18 protein-coding genes are annotated in these 16,804 nt (G+C 59.0%); all 18 read left to right on the top strand.

What is annotated here, in order from left to right; all coding sequences use genetic code 11:
- The first annotated feature begins 2 nt into the window (after positions 1–2).
- The 18 genes from Q1K31_RS15915 (at position 3) to metK (ending at position 16,759) form a co-directional block, all read left to right on the top strand.
- A complete protein-coding gene (locus tag Q1K31_RS15915) occupies positions 3–914 on the top strand; it encodes an aminotransferase class IV (protein WP_300381763.1) in 912 nt (303 codons plus the stop codon).
- A 10-nt stretch (positions 915–924) separates the two neighbouring features.
- Entirely contained in the window at positions 925–1,662 is a 738-nt protein-coding gene (locus Q1K31_RS15910) for an HAD family hydrolase (protein WP_300381760.1), read from the top strand.
- Between the two features lie 119 nt (positions 1,663–1,781).
- Entirely contained in the window at positions 1,782–3,638 is a 1,857-nt protein-coding gene (locus Q1K31_RS15905; protein WP_300381757.1) for an AMP-binding protein, read from the top strand.
- A gap of 69 nt (positions 3,639–3,707) precedes the next feature.
- Positions 3,708–4,604 carry a hypothetical protein gene (locus tag Q1K31_RS15900; protein WP_300381755.1) on the top strand — a complete coding sequence of 299 codons (897 nt, stop codon included), beginning with the start codon at positions 3,708–3,710 and terminating at the stop codon, positions 4,602–4,604.
- 65 nt (positions 4,605–4,669) lie between these two features.
- Positions 4,670–5,623, top strand: a complete 954-nt coding sequence (locus Q1K31_RS15895) for an alpha/beta hydrolase (RefSeq protein ID WP_300381752.1) — start codon at positions 4,670–4,672, stop codon at positions 5,621–5,623.
- Between the two features lie 146 nt (positions 5,624–5,769).
- The gene (locus Q1K31_RS15890; protein WP_300381750.1) at positions 5,770–6,840 is read left to right on the top strand and encodes a hypothetical protein; all 1,071 of its coding nucleotides are present in this window, start codon (positions 5,770–5,772) and stop codon (positions 6,838–6,840) included.
- 71 nt (positions 6,841–6,911) lie between these two features.
- Positions 6,912–7,499 carry a NifU family protein gene (locus tag Q1K31_RS16695; RefSeq protein WP_367187598.1) on the top strand — a complete coding sequence of 196 codons (588 nt, stop codon included), beginning with the start codon at positions 6,912–6,914 and terminating at the stop codon, positions 7,497–7,499.
- Between the two features lie 26 nt (positions 7,500–7,525).
- Positions 7,526–8,128, top strand: a complete 603-nt coding sequence (locus Q1K31_RS15875; RefSeq protein WP_300381747.1) for a malonic semialdehyde reductase — start codon at positions 7,526–7,528, stop codon at positions 8,126–8,128.
- A gap of 12 nt (positions 8,129–8,140) precedes the next feature.
- Positions 8,141–8,788 (top strand): tRNA (adenosine(37)-N6)-threonylcarbamoyltransferase complex dimerization subunit type 1 TsaB, encoded by a 648-nt coding sequence (gene tsaB, locus Q1K31_RS15870; RefSeq protein WP_300381744.1) that lies wholly within the window; start codon positions 8,141–8,143, stop codon positions 8,786–8,788.
- Positions 8,785–9,267, top strand: coding sequence for a GNAT family N-acetyltransferase (locus tag Q1K31_RS15865; RefSeq protein ID WP_300381741.1), 483 nt, complete (start codon positions 8,785–8,787; stop codon positions 9,265–9,267). The genes tsaB and Q1K31_RS15865 overlap by 4 nt, the downstream gene beginning before the upstream one ends.
- Positions 9,268–9,274: 7 nt before the next feature.
- Positions 9,275–9,685 carry a Fur family transcriptional regulator gene (locus tag Q1K31_RS15860; protein ID WP_300381739.1) on the top strand — a complete coding sequence of 137 codons (411 nt, stop codon included), beginning with the start codon at positions 9,275–9,277 and terminating at the stop codon, positions 9,683–9,685.
- Positions 9,686–9,755: 70 nt separating this feature from the next.
- Entirely contained in the window at positions 9,756–11,129 is a 1,374-nt protein-coding gene (gene miaB / locus Q1K31_RS15855) for a tRNA (N6-isopentenyl adenosine(37)-C2)-methylthiotransferase MiaB (RefSeq protein ID WP_300381737.1), read from the top strand.
- Positions 11,130–12,089 (top strand): PhoH family protein, encoded by a 960-nt coding sequence (locus Q1K31_RS15850; RefSeq protein ID WP_300381734.1) that lies wholly within the window; start codon positions 11,130–11,132, stop codon positions 12,087–12,089.
- Complete coding sequence (gene ybeY, locus Q1K31_RS15845) at positions 12,086–12,544, top strand: rRNA maturation RNase YbeY (protein WP_300381731.1); 459 nt, start codon at positions 12,086–12,088, stop codon at positions 12,542–12,544. The genes Q1K31_RS15850 and ybeY overlap by 4 nt, the downstream gene beginning before the upstream one ends.
- A 110-nt stretch (positions 12,545–12,654) precedes the next feature.
- Positions 12,655–13,398 (top strand): hemolysin family protein, encoded by a 744-nt coding sequence (locus tag Q1K31_RS15840; protein ID WP_300381729.1) that lies wholly within the window; start codon positions 12,655–12,657, stop codon positions 13,396–13,398.
- Positions 13,395–15,035, top strand: coding sequence for an apolipoprotein N-acyltransferase (gene lnt, locus Q1K31_RS15835; protein ID WP_300381726.1), 1,641 nt, complete (start codon positions 13,395–13,397; stop codon positions 15,033–15,035). The genes Q1K31_RS15840 and lnt overlap by 4 nt, the downstream gene beginning before the upstream one ends.
- A gap of 38 nt (positions 15,036–15,073) precedes the next feature.
- The gene (locus Q1K31_RS15830; RefSeq protein WP_300381723.1) at positions 15,074–15,490 is read left to right on the top strand and encodes a helix-turn-helix domain-containing protein; all 417 of its coding nucleotides are present in this window, start codon (positions 15,074–15,076) and stop codon (positions 15,488–15,490) included.
- Between the two features lie 72 nt (positions 15,491–15,562).
- Positions 15,563–16,759 (top strand): methionine adenosyltransferase, encoded by a 1,197-nt coding sequence (gene metK / locus Q1K31_RS15825; protein WP_300381720.1) that lies wholly within the window; start codon positions 15,563–15,565, stop codon positions 16,757–16,759.
- The last annotated feature ends 45 nt before the right edge of the window (positions 16,760–16,804 follow it).

Genomic DNA, 16,804 nt, shown 5'->3' with positions numbered 1-16,804 from the left:
TCATGGAAGATGAACCCCACGGCGTCCACGACTTTGTCTACGATCCACGCAATGCAGACGTGCTCGTCTCCATCAATGGCGAACTGAAGCATCGCGACGAAGCGACCGTTTCAGTTTTTGACAGCGGGTACCTGCTGGGCGATGGCGTCTGGGAAGGCCTTCGTGTCAAGGATGGTGGCGTCGCCTTTCTCGATGTGCACCTGAAACGGCTTTACGCCGGCGCAAAGACCATCGACATGGACATCGGCCTCACGAAAACAGAGCTCACAAAGCGCCTGTTTGAGTGTCTGAAAACGCAGGAGATGACGGACGGGGTTCATGTCCGCCTCATGGTCACACGCGGGATCAAGAAAACTCCCTATCAGGGCCCGCGCTTCACGATCACCAAGCCGACCGTGGTCATCATACCGGAATACAAGTCGCCCGTTCCAGAAGTGGTCGAGAAGGGCCTGTCGCTGTTCACGGTGCACGTGCGTCGCACAGGCCCGGCCGAGCAGGACCAGAAGCTCAACTCACACTCCAAGCTGAACTGTATTCTCGCCTGCATCCAGGCCGACAAGGCCGGCGCCGATGAGGGGCTGATGCTCGATGCGGACGGTTTCGTGGCAACATGCAATTCGACGCACTTCTTCATCGTGCGCGATGGCGAGGTCTGGACGTCCCCGCCAGACTATTGCCTTGGCGGGATAACGCGCGGAAACATTATACGGGTCTGCCAGGAGGCCGGCATCCCGGTCCGGGAGAAGCGGTTTTCCCTGTTCGACGTTTATTCTGCCGATGAAGCCTTCGTGACAGGTACGTTCGCCGGCGTCACACCTGTACGCGAAGTCGATGGACGGACGATCGAGCAGGTCGGGGGCCGATGGCCCAGAAGATCACAGCGCTCTATCAGCAGCTCGTCTCGCGAAGCCTGACACCGATCACATGAGTGAGCCGGCCCGTATCGCCATGTGGTCAGGCCCGCGCAACCTGTCGACCACGATGATGCGAAGCTTTGGCGCGCGGACCGACACTGCCTGCGTGGATGAGCCTTTCTATGCAGCCTATCTGAGCGCGACAGGGACCGTCCATCCCATGCAGGATGCCATTCTTGCTGCCCAATCGACTGATGGCAGGGACGTGGCCCGCCAGCTGCTTGGGCCTGTGCCGGACGATAAGCCTGTATTCTACCAGAAACACATGACGCATCACATGGCGCATGCCCTTCCCCGCGACTGGATGGGCAAAGTCCGGAACGCCTTCCTTATTCGTGATCCGGCCCGCGTGCTCGCCTCCTATGCCAGAAAGATGGAGGAGGTCAGTCTGGAAGCGATCGGCGTGCCACAGCAGGCAGAACTGTTCGACCGGGTCTGCCAGATGACCGGTCAGGCACCGCCCGTCATTGATTCCGACGACCTTCTCGCCGATCCGCCCGGCATGCTGGAAACACTTTGCAGCGCACTCGGCATTCCTTATACGGATGACATGCTCTCCTGGGAGGCCGGACCGAAACCCGAGGATGGGGTATGGGCCCCGCACTGGTATGACGCGGTGTGGCAATCAACGGGGTTTGGCGCCCCCCGGTCCGGTTCGCCTGAACTACCTGCCGACCTCAGCAGGATGGCAGAAAAGGCGCAACGGCTGCACACCCAGATTTCAGCCTACCGGCTCAATTCCATGTGACCTATCATTTCCGATAGGGCATGCCCCGGCTAACGCAAAGTCAACTTCCTGTTTCGCTTGGATTCGGTTGGGGAGTGGGTAAAATCCCGGCCAACGAGAAAATCCAGAGGGAGAGACCAATGGCTGACGGACAGGCGCTTCCGCCCTTTCGCCCCTTGCCGCAGAAAGAGCCGGACATTGAAATGGTCCGCAAGCCCGATGGCACGATCTATCTGACTCCACGCCAGGGGCCGGGAGACCGGCCGAAGACAATCCCCCACTGCCTTGATGAGCGTGCGGCCGAGCACCCTGACCGCCCATGGCTGAAGCAGCGCGATCCAGAGACAGATGCCTGGCGCATGCTGACATACGCAGAAGGCAAGGCGCAGACAGATGCCCTCGCCCAGTCATTTCTCGACATGGGTGCCGGACCGGCCTCGCCTGTCATGATCCTTTCAGGCAACACGATCGAGAGCGCGCTGGTTATCATTGCCGCACAGAAAATCGGCGCACCTGCTGCCCCGATTTCAGTGCCCTATTCCACCATGTCGCATGACTTCGGCAAGCTGAAGCATTGCTTCGATACGGTCAGCCCGAAAGTCATCTTCGTTCAGGAGCTGGACACCTTCAAACCGGCGCTTGAAGCCCTTGGCGATCATGGCTGTACGGTCATCGCCAAGGACGGCGCGACCAATGAGGTGCGCGCCTTCGACACGATGACACAGACCGAGCCTACCGACGCGGTCAGCAAGGCCATGTCGACCCTGAACGACGACACGGTCGCGAAATATCTCTTCACCTCAGGCTCCACCGGCATGCCAAAGCCTGTCCCGACCACGCAAGGGGCTATGTGTTCGATGATCGGCGGGCAGGAGGGCCTGCGGGATGACGGCCGTGATCCGGACCATGATCCGGACGAAATCCCGCAAGTGCTCGACTGGCTGCCATGGAATCACATTTCCGGCTCAAACGTGAACTTCAACGGGGCCCTCTGGAACGGGGCAACCTTCTGGATTGATGGCGGCAAGCCGACACCGCAACTGTTCGCAGAGACGATCCGTAATATCCGGGAAGTCAGCCCGACGACGTTCGGTACCGCCCCCATCGCACTTTCCATGCTGGCTGACGCGATGGAAAAGGATGACGAACTGCTGCACGCCTTCTTCAAGAATATGAAATCAATCGGCTATGGCGGTGCCACGCTTTCTGACGACCTCTATGATCGCTTGCAGAACCTTGCCATCAAGGCGACCGGCAAGCGCATTCCGATCGTCACGATGTATGGCGCGACCGAGACGCAAGGTATCACAGTGGTTCACTGGGAGGTCGAGCGTGTCGGCCTGATCGGCCTGCCTTTGCCGGGCATGACGCTGAAACTGGTACCCGTCGGGGCGAAGCTCGAAGTCCGCGTAAAAGGCCCGAGCGTCATGGATGGCTATCACAACCTGCCGGAAAAGAATGCCGAGGCCTTCGACGAGGAAGGCTATTACAAGCTCGGGGACGCTGCACGCATGGTTGATGAAGATGATCCCAACAAGGGCATCATCTTTGATGGCCGTGTCGGTGAGGACTTCAAGCTTTCCAGCGGCACATGGGTCAGTGTCGGTACGCTGCGGCCGGACCTTGTAGCGGCCTGCTCGCCGCTGGTCTTCGATGCCGTGCTCGTCGGGCAGGACAAGGATTTTGCAGCCGCAATGTTCTGGCCTGCACAGGCTACATTCGAATCCTATGTGCAAGAAGCTGGCGGCGACATGCAGAAAGCCTTCATCCGCCTGACAGGCGAACTGAAGGAAAAAGTCGCAGCCTACAATGCGAAGGAAAAAGGTTCTTCGCGTCGAATAAAACGCTTCCTTGTGATGACGGAACCGCCTTCCATCGATGCCGGGGAAATCACGGACAAGGGCTACGTCAACCAGCGCGCCGTCAGCGACCGGCGTGACGACCTGGTCAGGAGTCTTTTCACCGAAGCCCCGGGACAAGGTGTCGTGGAAACCTGAACAAGGCTCTTATGATTATGGTCCAGCCCATGCTAAGTCTTTGACAGACAATAGCGAATGAGCCGGGCCATGCCTGACATGCAGGAGCATCGCAGGAAACCATCGAACGGGCTTGGTCTCGCCCTGGTGGCAACCTGCATTACAACAGCCGTTTTCTTCGCGCTGGTCTTCATGCCGGACGTCACCGGACAAGGCACGAGTGAGGTGGACAGGACGCAGGGACTTTCAGCCGGCCAGGAGGAGCTGGAAGCCGTATTCGATGACGCGCCTACGCAGGCCTTTATCGAAGCCTATAGCGATACATTTCCGGCCAGAGCCGCCGACCTGGAAACGGAAATCTCGCACGCCAGAACAGGCAGGAGCCATGCTCGACTTGGATTAGTCCTACTGCATGCCGGGGCTGAAGATATCCGGGACAATCTCGACCGGCTAAGCCGTGCGGATACCGAACACTTCAATGCCCTTCTCGACCACGTCAGGAACGGTCTTGAAAGACTATCAGCCTCAGGCGCGCCTTACTGCATGGGAGATGACCTGCTGGCCTATGCCAGCCTACCAAAGCAGGAGTTCTATGAAGTCGTCTTTGAGCACCTGGAGCATGGCACACCCCTCTACAACTTTGCCGCCACCACCGAGACACTGCTCATGAATGCCGTTCGCGACGCCCGGAAGGATCCGGTCCTGCACAGCGGGATCGCCGCTCCCGACCAGGCCTCCCTGCAACAGCTCGGCCTGTCACTGATGACAGACATGAGGCTCAGCCGGTTACTGACGACAGAAGGCAAGCGCCGGACACAGATGGACGCCGCCTTTTCCGAAACGGACTTCTGCGTACTCGGCGTGGATATTATCACGAAAGTGGACAGGCTGCCTGATGTCACGAAAGGCCGCCTCTGGGCCACCATGATGCGCCTCCTGGAGAGCGGTGCATGGCGGTGGTACCTGTACCAGCTTCAGACGAGTTGATTGCTGCCGCAATTTTGCCGATCAAACGCCTTACGATCCTGATTTTCTGGATATAGGTTGGGCTGATGGCAATCGACGAAGCAATCAGGACTTTTCTGGAGCGTTTCAAGCTCCCGGACTTTAATGGACTCGACTGGAAACAGTCGACTGATCGCCTGCGCCACAGCTTTTACCGTGCAAGCCGCTCAGTAGAACGTGATGCCCCCGAGCTGGCTGAGATTTCGACCCTGCCCGTCGATGGTGCCGAGACTGCACTGAAAGCACGCCTCTATACCCCTCTTGGCGCTGGTATCGGGCCGGGGCCCGGCATCATCTTCTTTCATGGCGGCGGCTTTGTCCTTGGCGACCTCGACAGCCACGACATGATCTGCCGGCGCCTGGCGTCTGCATCGCGCTGCCGCGTCCTGTCAGTCGACTACCGGCTTGCCCCCGAACACCCCTTTCCGGCCGCACATGAAGATGCCATTGCCGTCTGGGAATGGGCGACCCAGCGAACCGACCTTCTCAAGATGGACCCTGACCGGCTTTGCGTTGCAGGTGATAGCGCGGGGGGTAACCTCTCGGCTTTCCTTGCGCAGGAGATGAACCGTACCGATGGGCCCGCTCCTGCCTTTCAGCTCCTGCTCTATCCGCTTGTCCAGTTCATCGATATCCGGTCGAAGAAATCCACTTTCCAGGAAGGTTTTTTCCTGTCGCAAAACCTGTTCGACTATTTCCGTGATGCTTACATCCACCAGGTCACAGACCGGATGGACCCACGCGTCTCGCCATTATTTGCCCCGGATGCAGATTTTCGCGGACTGCCGCCAGCCCACATGGTTCTGTGCGGATGGGACCCGCTCAAGGATGAAGGCCGGGCTTATGCTTCGAAGCTTGCTGCCCACGGCGTACCAGTGACAATCCGCGAGCATTCCGGAATGGTTCATGGCTTCATGAACCTGACAGCCGTTTCGATGCCGGCCCGCGAAGCCATTCGCGAAGCCGGAGAAGTCGTTGGTGCAGCGCTCGGAGCCTTCTGACGCCCGTGATTCGGATCACGAAACGCCTTGCACAATAATTTTCCAACGCAACTTTTTTTGCCGTTTCGTGAATTAACGACTTGATAACCTGTGTCTTGGCGGCAACACTCATCGCTCTGGGTGAAGGAACACCGCCGGGTGACTGTATGAGTAACGTAGAGAAATTGCCGGTCCAGCCGCGCGAAGATACTCGCGCTGTAACGCTCATAGGCACCAATCTGCCCGCTCAGTATCTCGACGAAGCTGAACCGTCCCCACTTATGCACACCGCATCTCTTTGGTGGCATCGCGCCGTACGCACGATGCAGGTTCTGGCCATTCTCCTCCTGCTTGGGATTTATCCCGCACTCGTCATCACATCTCATGAGATCAATGACGACCCGATTGTCCTCTCGGCCAAGACTCCATGGGCATCACCTGAAACGGGTGTCGCCATGACCCTGATCGGACGTGAGGTCGAAGGTCCAGGCTGGGCGTCCGACCGCTCTGCCTGGCACCCGCAAGCCCGGTTGACGGGTCTGCCGGCCTGGCAGGCATCCATTGCGGAGTCGCTTAGCCAGTATTCAGGACTTATGGCGGTGAATGCCCAGACATCCGGGGGTAATGCTGACCCGGACCTATCTGCCGCCGCCCGGCTTCTGTCGCCAGATCCGGGCCTTGAGCAAATTCCCCGGCTCATGGCTGCGGCTGAAGCACTGGCCCGCTATGAAGGGCGGCTGGAAAGGAACTTGGCAGCGAACACATCGACGCTAGAGAATGTCATTGCAGAGCTGAACCTTTTCGCGGCCTGGGCTGACGCTTCCTATGAACGGCTGGGCGAAAGGATCGGCACACGAGATGGCTGGCCTGCATCGGACGGGGACATAGAAGCCTTCTTCGAGGCTCGCGCCCGTGCGCAGGTTGCCAGCCAGCTGCTGGGCGCAAGCCTTGCCGCAGCGCCGGAAATTGCCGTCCAGCCTTCAGTCATGGACCAGCTCGACCGGATCGAGGCAAGCTGGCGCCGCGCGGCCACGCTTGATCCACTTCTGGTCTCCAGCCAATCCGGAAATGCCCGTCTCATGGCAGACCACCTTGCGATGATGGCCTATCACCTGCGCCAGGCGAGTGACGCCACTAAAGCTCTGGCCACTTCTCTCCATGCAGAACAGGGGAACACAACAGAGGGCGCCTCTTCTGAAATTGCAGAAGGTGCCTTCGCAGGCGAGTCTGAGTCCTAAGGCTGCTCGCAGCTTGAAAGCCACCGCCACACAGTCCATCTGGTTCATGAACAAGACAGGACAGGCAGAGCATGTTCATACAGACCGAACCGACACCAAATCCTGACACGATCAAGTTTCTCCCCGGCGAGACCGTCGCTGGGGGTGCTGGGCCGTTTGACTTCGCAAGCGAAGCGGAGGCCGGGACAAGCCCGCTCGCCCAGGCCATTTTCCAGGTGGATAATGTGACGCGTGTATTCCTCGGCGCGGACTTCCTGTCTGTATCCAAGACAGAGGGCGCGGACTGGAAACATGTTCGCCCGATGGTTCTCGCCGCGATCATGGATCACTATGTGGCCGGGCTGCCGGTTATCAGCGACGGCGCAGATCCACAGCCACAGGCCGAGGGGGCGACGACGGCCTCCGATTACGAAGGCGAGACCGCAGAGATCGTCGAGGAAATCCTCGAACTCATCGAAACGCGCGTTCGCCCAGCCGTGGCACAGGATGGCGGCGATATCACTTTCCAGCGCTACGATGCTGATGGTGGGATCGTGCACCTCACGATGCGCGGCGCTTGTGCAGGGTGCCCATCCTCGACCATGACACTGAAGCAGGGCATCGAGAACATGTTGAAAGCCTATGTTCCCGAGGTAAATGCTGTCGAGGCGGCCCTTTAAGCCAATTAAAAGCAAGGAGAAACGGTATGTCCGATCCGGTCAACGACTATGCGCTCGACCTCATCTGGCGCGATGGCAGGTCCTATAATGGCTGGGTGGACAAGTCCGTACCGGAAACCCTGATCCGGGCCGTTTACGACCTCGCAAAAATGGGCCCCACCAGCGCCAATTGCTCTCCTGCCCGTTTCGTCTTCATCCAGTCCGACGAAGCCAAAAAGCGCCTCAAACCGCACCTCATGGAAGGCAATCAGGAAAAGTCGATGCAGGCACCATGGGTCTGCATCATCGCGAACGATTTGATGTTCCATGAAAAAATTCCGCAGCTCTTTCCGCACAATCCTGGTGCGAAGGACTGGTTTGCCGATCCTGAAGCCCGTCAGGAACATGCTGAGAGAAATGCAACCCTGCAGGGAGCCTACCTGATGATGGCGGCCCGCGCCCTTGGCCTTGATTGCGGGCCAATGTCCGGCTTCAATCGCGATGGGGTCGACCTGGAATTCTTTGCCGACAATGAAGGCACGCACCACTGGCGCTCCAACTTCCTCTGCGCGATCGGACATGGCGATGACAGCACCATTTTCGAACGCAGCCCTCGTCTTGCCTTCGAAGAAGCCTGCCAGATTCTGTAAACGGATGAATTCATGCTGGTCCTCGGAATAGATACGTCAGGGCCAGCCTGCGATATCGCCCTGCTTGAAGGCGGCACACTCCTGTATGAAATACGGGAAGAGATGGTGCGCGGCCAAGATGCCCGTCTGCCCGGGCTTGTCACCCAGACTGTCGAGGCAGGCGGAAAAACCCTGGACGTCATTGACAGAATTGGCGTCGTTACCGGACCGGGCAGTTTTACCGGCGTCAGAGTGGGAATATCCTTTGCACGGGGTCTTGCATTGGCACTCGATGTGCCCTGCATCGGCGTCACCAGCCTTGAAGCCGCGCTTCCTTCTGGCCAGCAGGGGTCTGCGATCATTCTGCTGCCTGCTAAACGCCGACCACCCGAAATCAGTTACTGGGCCCAGCGATTTCGCACGGGTGCTGCCGTGGCCGAACCAGAGGAAATAGCTCTCGACGCCCTCGTCAACGAATTGCGGGCGCATCCTCACATGGTCTACGGCACAGGCCTTGAAGCACTGGCGGCAGAATTGCCCGAACAGGAAGTGCACAGCGCAAGACCGGCCGCACGCCATGCCGCGAGGGTCACTGAAGACACCGGCACGGAGGCGCCGCGTGCTCAACCGGTCTATGTGCGCGCACCCGATGCTGCCCTGCCTGGCGGAAAGCAGCCATGAATGCGGGCTTGAGCCTGCTGACACCTGAAGATGCACCGTACGCCCACACCCTTCATGCACGGTGCTTCGCCAGCGAAGATGTGTGGACGGTTACGGCCTTAAGGGACTCTTTGTCCGCTCCATCCGTACTTGCCCTTGCAAAACGCGAAGATGAGAAAGTGCACGGTATGATCCTCGTTCAACGCGTGCAGCCAGATGCGGAAATCCTGACCCTCGCCGTTGACCCTGAGCATCGCCGCCGGGGCCTTGCAGGCCAATTTATCGCCGGCCTCTATCCACTACTCGGTCCTTATGGCATCGACCGCCTGCTACTTGAGGTCGCCGCAGACAATACCCCCGCAAAACACTTCTATGAAAAGTACGGCTTCTGCGAAGACGGACGACGGAAAAACTATTATCAACGACATGGTGAGAAGCGTGTGGATGCCATACTGATGTCACGCACTCTGGCTGGACACGCTGCGGAATCGGAGGCATGAACGGATCATGGAACGCCTAGAAAAGCTTTGCGCCGAAAAAGGCCTGAGAATGACGGAACAGCGCCGCACCATTGCGCGCGTCCTGTCATCATCTGAAGATCATCCCGATGCGGAGGAACTGCATCGACGTGCCAATGAAGTCGATAATTCGATCTCGCTCGCCACGGTCTACCGTACGGTCAAGCTTTTCGAGGAAAGCGGCATCATCGAGCGGCATGAATTTCGCGATGGACGGGCCCGCTTCGAGGAAGTGCCAGAAGAACATCACGACCACCTTATCGATGTACGCAATGGGGATGTCGTTGAATTCCAGTCTGAGGAAATTGAACGCCTTCAGGTCGAGATTGCGGAAAAGCTTGGCTACAAGCTCGTCGACCATCGGCTGGAGCTTTATGGCGTACCGCTCAAGAAAGACTAGCCAGGCAAACTTGCAACAAGACTGGCACCAACTCTGGCCCCGAAGCCGGTTTTGAGTCATAAGCGCGCGGATGAGCGTCCAGACTTCGCAAAACACCCCCAAGCGTCTCTTTATCAAGACGTATGGCTGCCAGATGAATGTGTATGACAGCGAGCGCATGCGCGACGTGCTGCGCCCGCTTGGCTACCAACCCGTCGACACGGCCGAAAATGCAGACCTTGTCGTGCTGAACACCTGCCACATCCGTGAAAAGGCGACCGAGAAAGTCTATTCCGAGCTTGGCCAGATCAAGAAGATGAAGGAAGCCGCGGGCGGCAAAATGACCGTGGCGGTGGCAGGCTGCGTCGCCCAGGCCGAAGGGGCGGAAATCATGCGCCGCCAGCCAGCCGTTGATCTCGTGCTGGGGCCGCAGGCCTATCACAAACTGCCTGAGATGGTGGCCCGCGCCAGCCGTGCAGTGGGAGAACGTCTCGAAACGGAATTCGAGACACTGGAAAAATTCGACGCGCTGCCCAAAGCGCGTGAAGCCGATGGTCCGAGCGCCTTCCTCTCCGTGCAGGAGGGTTGCGACAAGTTCTGTACCTTCTGCGTCGTGCCCTATACGCGTGGTGCAGAACTGTCCCGGCCGGTTGATGCCATCGTCGCCGAAGCTCGCAGCCTCGCATCGCAGGGCGTACGCGAGATCACACTTCTCGGCCAGAACGTAAACGCCTGGCATGGCGCGCCGCCGGAGATTGAAGGTGGCAACGAGTGGAGCCTCGGACAGCTGGCACGCCACCTGTCGAAAATCGGCGGAATCGAGCGCATCCGCTATACGACCAGCCACCCGCGCGACATGGATGATGACCTGATTGCCGCGCATGGCGATACGCCGGAGCTGATGCCTTTCCTGCACCTGCCAGTGCAATCCGGTTCAAACCGCATCCTGAAAGCGATGAACCGCGACCACACCGCTGAAAGCTATCTCGACAGCCTGCGTCGTATACGAGAAGCCCGCCCTGACATTGCGCTGGCGAGCGATTTCATCGTCGGCTTCCCGGGTGAAAGCGACCAGGATTTCGAGGACACGATGAACCTCGTGCGTGAAGTGGGCTATGCAATCGCCTACTCCTTCAAATACTCCCCGCGTCCCGGCACACCTGCAGCCGATATGTTCGGCCACGTCCCGGAGGAGGTGAAGGACGAGCGCCTCCAGCGCCTGCAAGCGCTCCTGCGTGAGCAACAGGGCGAATTCAACGCTTCAAAGATTGGCGAGACAATTCCGGTTCTTGTTACTGGCAAAGGCCGCAACCCCGGCCAGATGCACGGACGCAGCCCATGGATGCAGGCGATTCACTTCGATGCGCCAGACCATCTCATTGGCCAGATCGTGGACGTAAAAGTTGTCGGGGCCACCCTCAATTCACTGACAGGTGAATACGCCACTGCGGTGGAGGCCGCCTGAGTGAAAGGCAACGTCACCCGCCTTTATACACCGGATAATCCCGCTCAGCTCCCGGCGATCTGCGGCCCCCAGCATCGCAATCTGATGAAGCTGGAGATGGCACTTATCGACGGAAAGCTGGAAGCTGAAAGCCAGGGCGGCAGCATACGGCTGTCCGGCTCGGCTGATGCGGTTGGCGCTGCCGAAGCCACACTCGCAGCCTTCGAGCGCATGCTGAAGACAAATCCCCAGGCAGGGGAAGATGTCTTCGAAGGTGCCATCGACCAGGCTCGCGCCCCAGCAGAAAGCTATGGCTCGCTGACCGGCCTGCGCGTGCCGGTCATGCCGCAGACGACCACACAATCCGTCTATATCGACAAGCTGACGCGCCCTGAAACGGAGCTTGTGTTCGGCGTTGGCCCGGCCGGCACCGGCAAGACGTTCCTGGCTGTCGCTGCAGGCGCGGCTGAGCTGCGCAAGAAGACCAAGGAACGTTTGATCATCACCCGCCCTGCTGTCGAAGCGGGGGAAAATCTCGGCTTCCTGCCGGGGGATCTGGAAGAAAAGGTAGAGCCCTATCTTCGTCCCATCTGGGATGCGCTCAACGAAGTCCTGGGACCGGATCAGGTAGAGCGCATGCGAGAGAAAAAGATTATCGAGGTCGCCCCTCTCGCCTTCATGCGTGGCCGCACACTCAAGAATGCATTCGTCATCATGGACGAGGCCCAGAACGCCACGGTTGGCCAGACAAAAATGGTGCTGACACGACTCGGCCGTGATTCCCGCATGGTCGTGACCGGCGACCCCGGTCAGGTCGACCTGCCGAAGAATACACCTTCCGGCCTCAGACATGCCCTCGGCATACTGGAAGGCGTCGAAGGCGTTGGCATTGTCGAGTTCAGCGCGCGTGATGTCCGCCGTCATGCACTCGTCTCGCGCATCATACGTGCCTATGACAGGGATTCCGGACCAGACCGATGAGCATCATGCTTGATCTGCGCGTTGAGGCGGCTGGCTGGCATAAGGCCATCCCGCAGATCGAGGAACATTGCCTCAACGCGCTGTCTGCCGGTTTCGATATCGCAGGCACACCCGGCGAGATTGCCCTTCTGCTTACCGATGACCCTGAGATGCACCAGCTCAACCGGGACTGGCGCGGCAAGGACAGGCCGACCGACGTCCTCTCCTTTCCGGCAGATCCGCTGGAAGCGCCGTTCCTGGGGGATATCGCGGTCGGACTGGGCATCGCCAGCTCTGACGCCGAGACCAGGTCCATCACGCTCGATAACCATCTTAGCCACCTTCTCATCCACGGCTACCTGCACCTTCTCGGCCATGATCACATGGAAGACACAGAAGCCCGTGAAATGGAGGATTTGGAAATAAGGGCGCTTGCCACCCTCGGCATCGCTGATCCATACTCCCCCCAATCCTGAGTGTTAGGGAAATGACCGACAGTACTGATCGAGAGAGACGGCGCCGTCCGCGGCTATTCAGCTTCCGCAGGCGGCGCACCCCGGAACCGGAACATCACGTTCCGGAATTCATGCCCACACGCCATTCGCCCCAGCAATTGCGCTTCCGACTCGCCGAATTCGAACAGGCCCGCGTCGCCGATGTCATGGTGCCGCGCGCTGAAATCGTGGGTGTGGAACTGGGCACGGACCTGCCGGCGCTAATTCAGCTGTACGCCGAAGAGTCCCATTCACGGCTGCCCGTCTACCGGGAGTCGCTGGATGACCCGATCGGCCTTGTCCACATCAAGGACGTTGTCGGCGAGATCGCGCGCGGGGGCGACGGTATGGACCGCCCCCTGGAAAGGCTGCGCCGGGACATTCTGTTTGTTCCCCCTTCCATGCGTCTGTCTGATCTTCTTGTGAAAATGCAGTCCAGCCGGATTCACATGGCCCTGGTTGTCGACGAGTATGGCGGCACCGACGGCCTGCTCTCCCTTGAAGACCTCATGGAAGAGATCGTCGGGGACATTGAAGACGAACACGACGACAATCCGGCCATGGTGGTTCGCCGCGGCCGGCATGCATGGGAAGCGGATGCCCGTATGGAAATTTCCGACTTCATGGACAAGGCTGGCATCAATCTCGATATTCCCGACCTTGATGTCGCGGTCGACACACTCGGCGGTGTCGCTTTCGCGATCGCAGGTAAAGTACCGCTTCGGGGAGAAGTCCTGCGCCATCCTAACGGCGCGGAAATCGAGATCCTTGAAGGCGATGCCCGGCGTATTGAACGCTTGATTGTGCGTCAGTTGCCTGCCGAGGAAATTGCTTGAGCGAGAGAATACGCAGCTACGGGTTTTCAGCGCTAGGGCCCGTCCATGAAGCCCTCGCAAGACTATCTGGCTGGATGGCTTGTGGCGTTGCCGCCTTGCTGGGGGCTTTCGCAGCGCTGGCCTTTGCGCCGTTTCATATCACACCAGCACTTGTCATATCCGTCACCGCACTGATCTGGATGATGGACGGCGCGCGCACCCTGCCACGCTGGGGCCGGGCCATGTTCATGCGCGGCTGGGCGTTCGGCTTCGGGTTCTTTCTGGTTGGCATGTACTGGACAGCCGCACCCTTTCTCGTTGAGCCAGAAAAGCACGCCGTTTTTCTCTGGATGCCCTTATTGCTCCTGCCGGGCGGCATGGCCCTCATCTGGGGTGCCGGGACAAGCCTGGCCGGGGCGTTCTGGTCTGCCTCACCGTCTCGCATATTCATTCTCGCGCTCTTTCTGGCGCTTTGTGAACTCTTGCGCGGGCACTTGTTCGGCGGCTTTCCCTGGAACATCTTCGGCACCACATGGGCACCGGGAGGTGCAATGTCCCAGGCCGCATCCCTTGGGGGTGTCTACTGGTTGACCCTGTTGACGCTATTTGTCTGCACGGCACCGGCAGCCCTGGTCGACACACGCGAAAGCCGTAGCATAATACTGCGGACCACCCCCGCCATGGTTGCTGTCATCCTTCTGGGCTTCGGATGGGCATGGGGCGCACAACGTGTTTCGCAGCCCCCTGAAATGAGCCGTCAAAACGTCGTATTGATGGACGTTGGCGTACCGCAGGCACAGAAATATAGCGGTATCGGCGAACAGGTCCTGCAACGATACGGCAGTTTTCTTCAAAATGTTGAAAGCGAAGCCGGCGATGTCGTGATCTGGCCCGAAGGTGCCCTTCCCTTCGCGCTGCTTTCCAACAATTATGCCCTCGATACGATTTCCACCCATCTTGGAGCGCGTACACTCATTGCCGGAACCAACCGGCGCAGCTTCGACGGAAACGAAAGTACATTCTTCAACAGCCTGGCGGTCCTGCAGGCGGAAAACGGGCGCGCTGAATTGATCGCCCTGTATGACAAGCATCGCCTAGTCCCGTTCGGCGAGCTTCCTGCCAGCGAAATCGTACCTTTCGGCAAATCAATGTCCGGTTTCCTGCCAGGCGCGATGCAGCAACTGGCGACAAGCGGTTTTACGCCCGGGACCGAACCGATGGTTCTTCTTCCTGGCAATCTTCCGCCCTTTATCGCTCTGATTTGCTACGAAGGCCTCTTCCCGGAAGTGATCCGGGAAGCCGGACCTCAGCGAAGTGACGCAGAATGGATTGTCACGATATCCAATGATGCCTGGTTCGGGCGCGGTATGGGCCCTGCACAGCATTATGCCCAAAACAGGTACCGCTCCATCGAAAGCGGCCTGCCGATGGCCCGTGTTGCGAGCCGCGGTGCCACAGCTGTTGTGGACGGTATGGGCCGGGAGACAGCCCGTGGCGCACGCATGGATGATGATCCGCAGGGATGGGAATCTTCAGTGGTTCGCGCTGCACTGCCCAAAGCATTATCTACAACGCCTTATCAGAAATTCGGGCCGGCACTGTTCTGGCTGACATTGACGGGCTTTGCCGTACTGGCCTTCCTGTCATGGCGACGGTAGAGAGCACATGATTGTAGTGTTTCCCGCGGAAGGCCAGAATGTCAGAGAGTAAGCTGCCCAGCAAGATCGACCACCTCGTAGGACAGCGGCTGCGATGGAGACGCCGGGAGTTGCGTCTGACCCAGGAACAGCTGGGAGAAAAGCTCGGCCTGACCTTCCAGCAGGTCCAGAAATACGAAAAAGGTGTCAACCGGATTTCGGCTGGGCGGCTCTACGAGCTTTCTACGGTTCTCGATATTCCAGTCCTCTACTTCTATGAGGGCGCAGAGGACTATCTCGGCCTGCCGGAGGGCGGTTTTAATGAAGACGCGGAACCTGCAGCTCCCCTGCCCCTTATGGACCAGGAGGCCATGGAGCTACTGGCGGCTTTCCAGCAGATTGAGGATGAAAGTCTTCGCAAATCGCTACTGGCCACAATCCGTGCAGCAGCTGCAGTCAACTCAACTAATTCCTGAGTGAGTCTAGCCGGGAGGCCCCTAAACCCCTATGGAGCCCCCATCCATTCACTCTAACAACCGGGATTTGTTTTGACACCAACAGATTTTCTTTTCACGAGCGAAAGTGTTTCTGAAGGCCACCCAGACAAAGTGTGCGACCGCGTCTCTGACGAGGTCGTCGATCTCTATTTCCGGGAAGCGTTGAAAGCAGGATATGACCCATCGCGTGTACGCGTTGCCTGTGAAACCGCAGCAACGACGAACCAAGTCGCGCTGCTGGGCGAAATGCGTGGTCCCGACACCATCACTGACGACATGGTCGAAGACGTTGTACGCAACGCAATCAAGGATATTGGCTATGAGCAGGATGGTTTCCACTGGGAGAAGCTGAAGCTGCACAACTGGCTGCATGGGCAGTCAGAAGACATTGCCGCTGGCGTTGACGAGGGCACTGGTACATACACCGAAGAAGGTGCCGGCGATCAGGGCATCATGTTCGGCTATGCCAGCGATGAGACCGACGAGCTCATGCCAGCTCCGATCTCCTTCTCACACCGCATTCTCAAGCGTATGGCGGAACTCCGCCACTCCGGCGAACGCCCGGAGTTCGAGCCCGATGCGAAGAGCCAGGTCACCATGGCCTATCGCGATGGCCTGCCAGTCGGTATCGACGCGATTGTCGTGTCCAGCCAGCATAGGGATGGCGTCTCGGCCGATGAGATGCGCGAGCTTGTCCGTCCGATCGTAAAAGAAGTGCTGCCAGAAGGCTGGCTGCCAAAGGAAGACAAGTTCTACGTCAATCCGACAGGCAACTTCGTGATCGGCGGCCCCGATGGGGATGCCGGCGTTACCGGCCGCAAGATCATTGTGGACACCTATGGCGGCTCGGCGCCTCACGGCGGCGGTGCCTTCTCCGGCAAGGACCCGTCCAAAGTGGACCGCTCAGCAGCCTATGCTGCGCGCTATCTCGCCAAGAACGTGGTCGCAGCAGGTCTCGCCAAGCGCTGCACGCTGCAACTGTCCTACGCCATCGGCGTGGCCCAGCCGCTGTCGCTGAACGTCAATCTGCACGACACGTCAAACACCGACGAGCGCAAGCTGGAAAAGCGTCTCATGGATGTCATGGACCTCAGCCCGCGCGGTATCCGTACCGCGCTCGGTCTCAATCGTCCGATTTACGCTCAGACGGCGGCCTATGGTCATTTCGGGCGCCAGCCTGACAATGAAGGTGCTTTCTCCTGGGAGAAGACCGACCTTGTAAATGACCTGAAAGACCTGGCCGGCTAAACGGCCGCAACAATGACTTAGCGAATGAGGCCGGTGCTTGCGCAA

Origin of the sequence: Henriciella sp., assembly GCF_029936995.1 — a bacterium.
In the GTDB taxonomy this organism is placed as follows: domain Bacteria; phylum Pseudomonadota; class Alphaproteobacteria; order Caulobacterales; family Hyphomonadaceae; genus Henriciella.
This window is presented reverse-complemented; position numbering and strand designations above follow the sequence as displayed.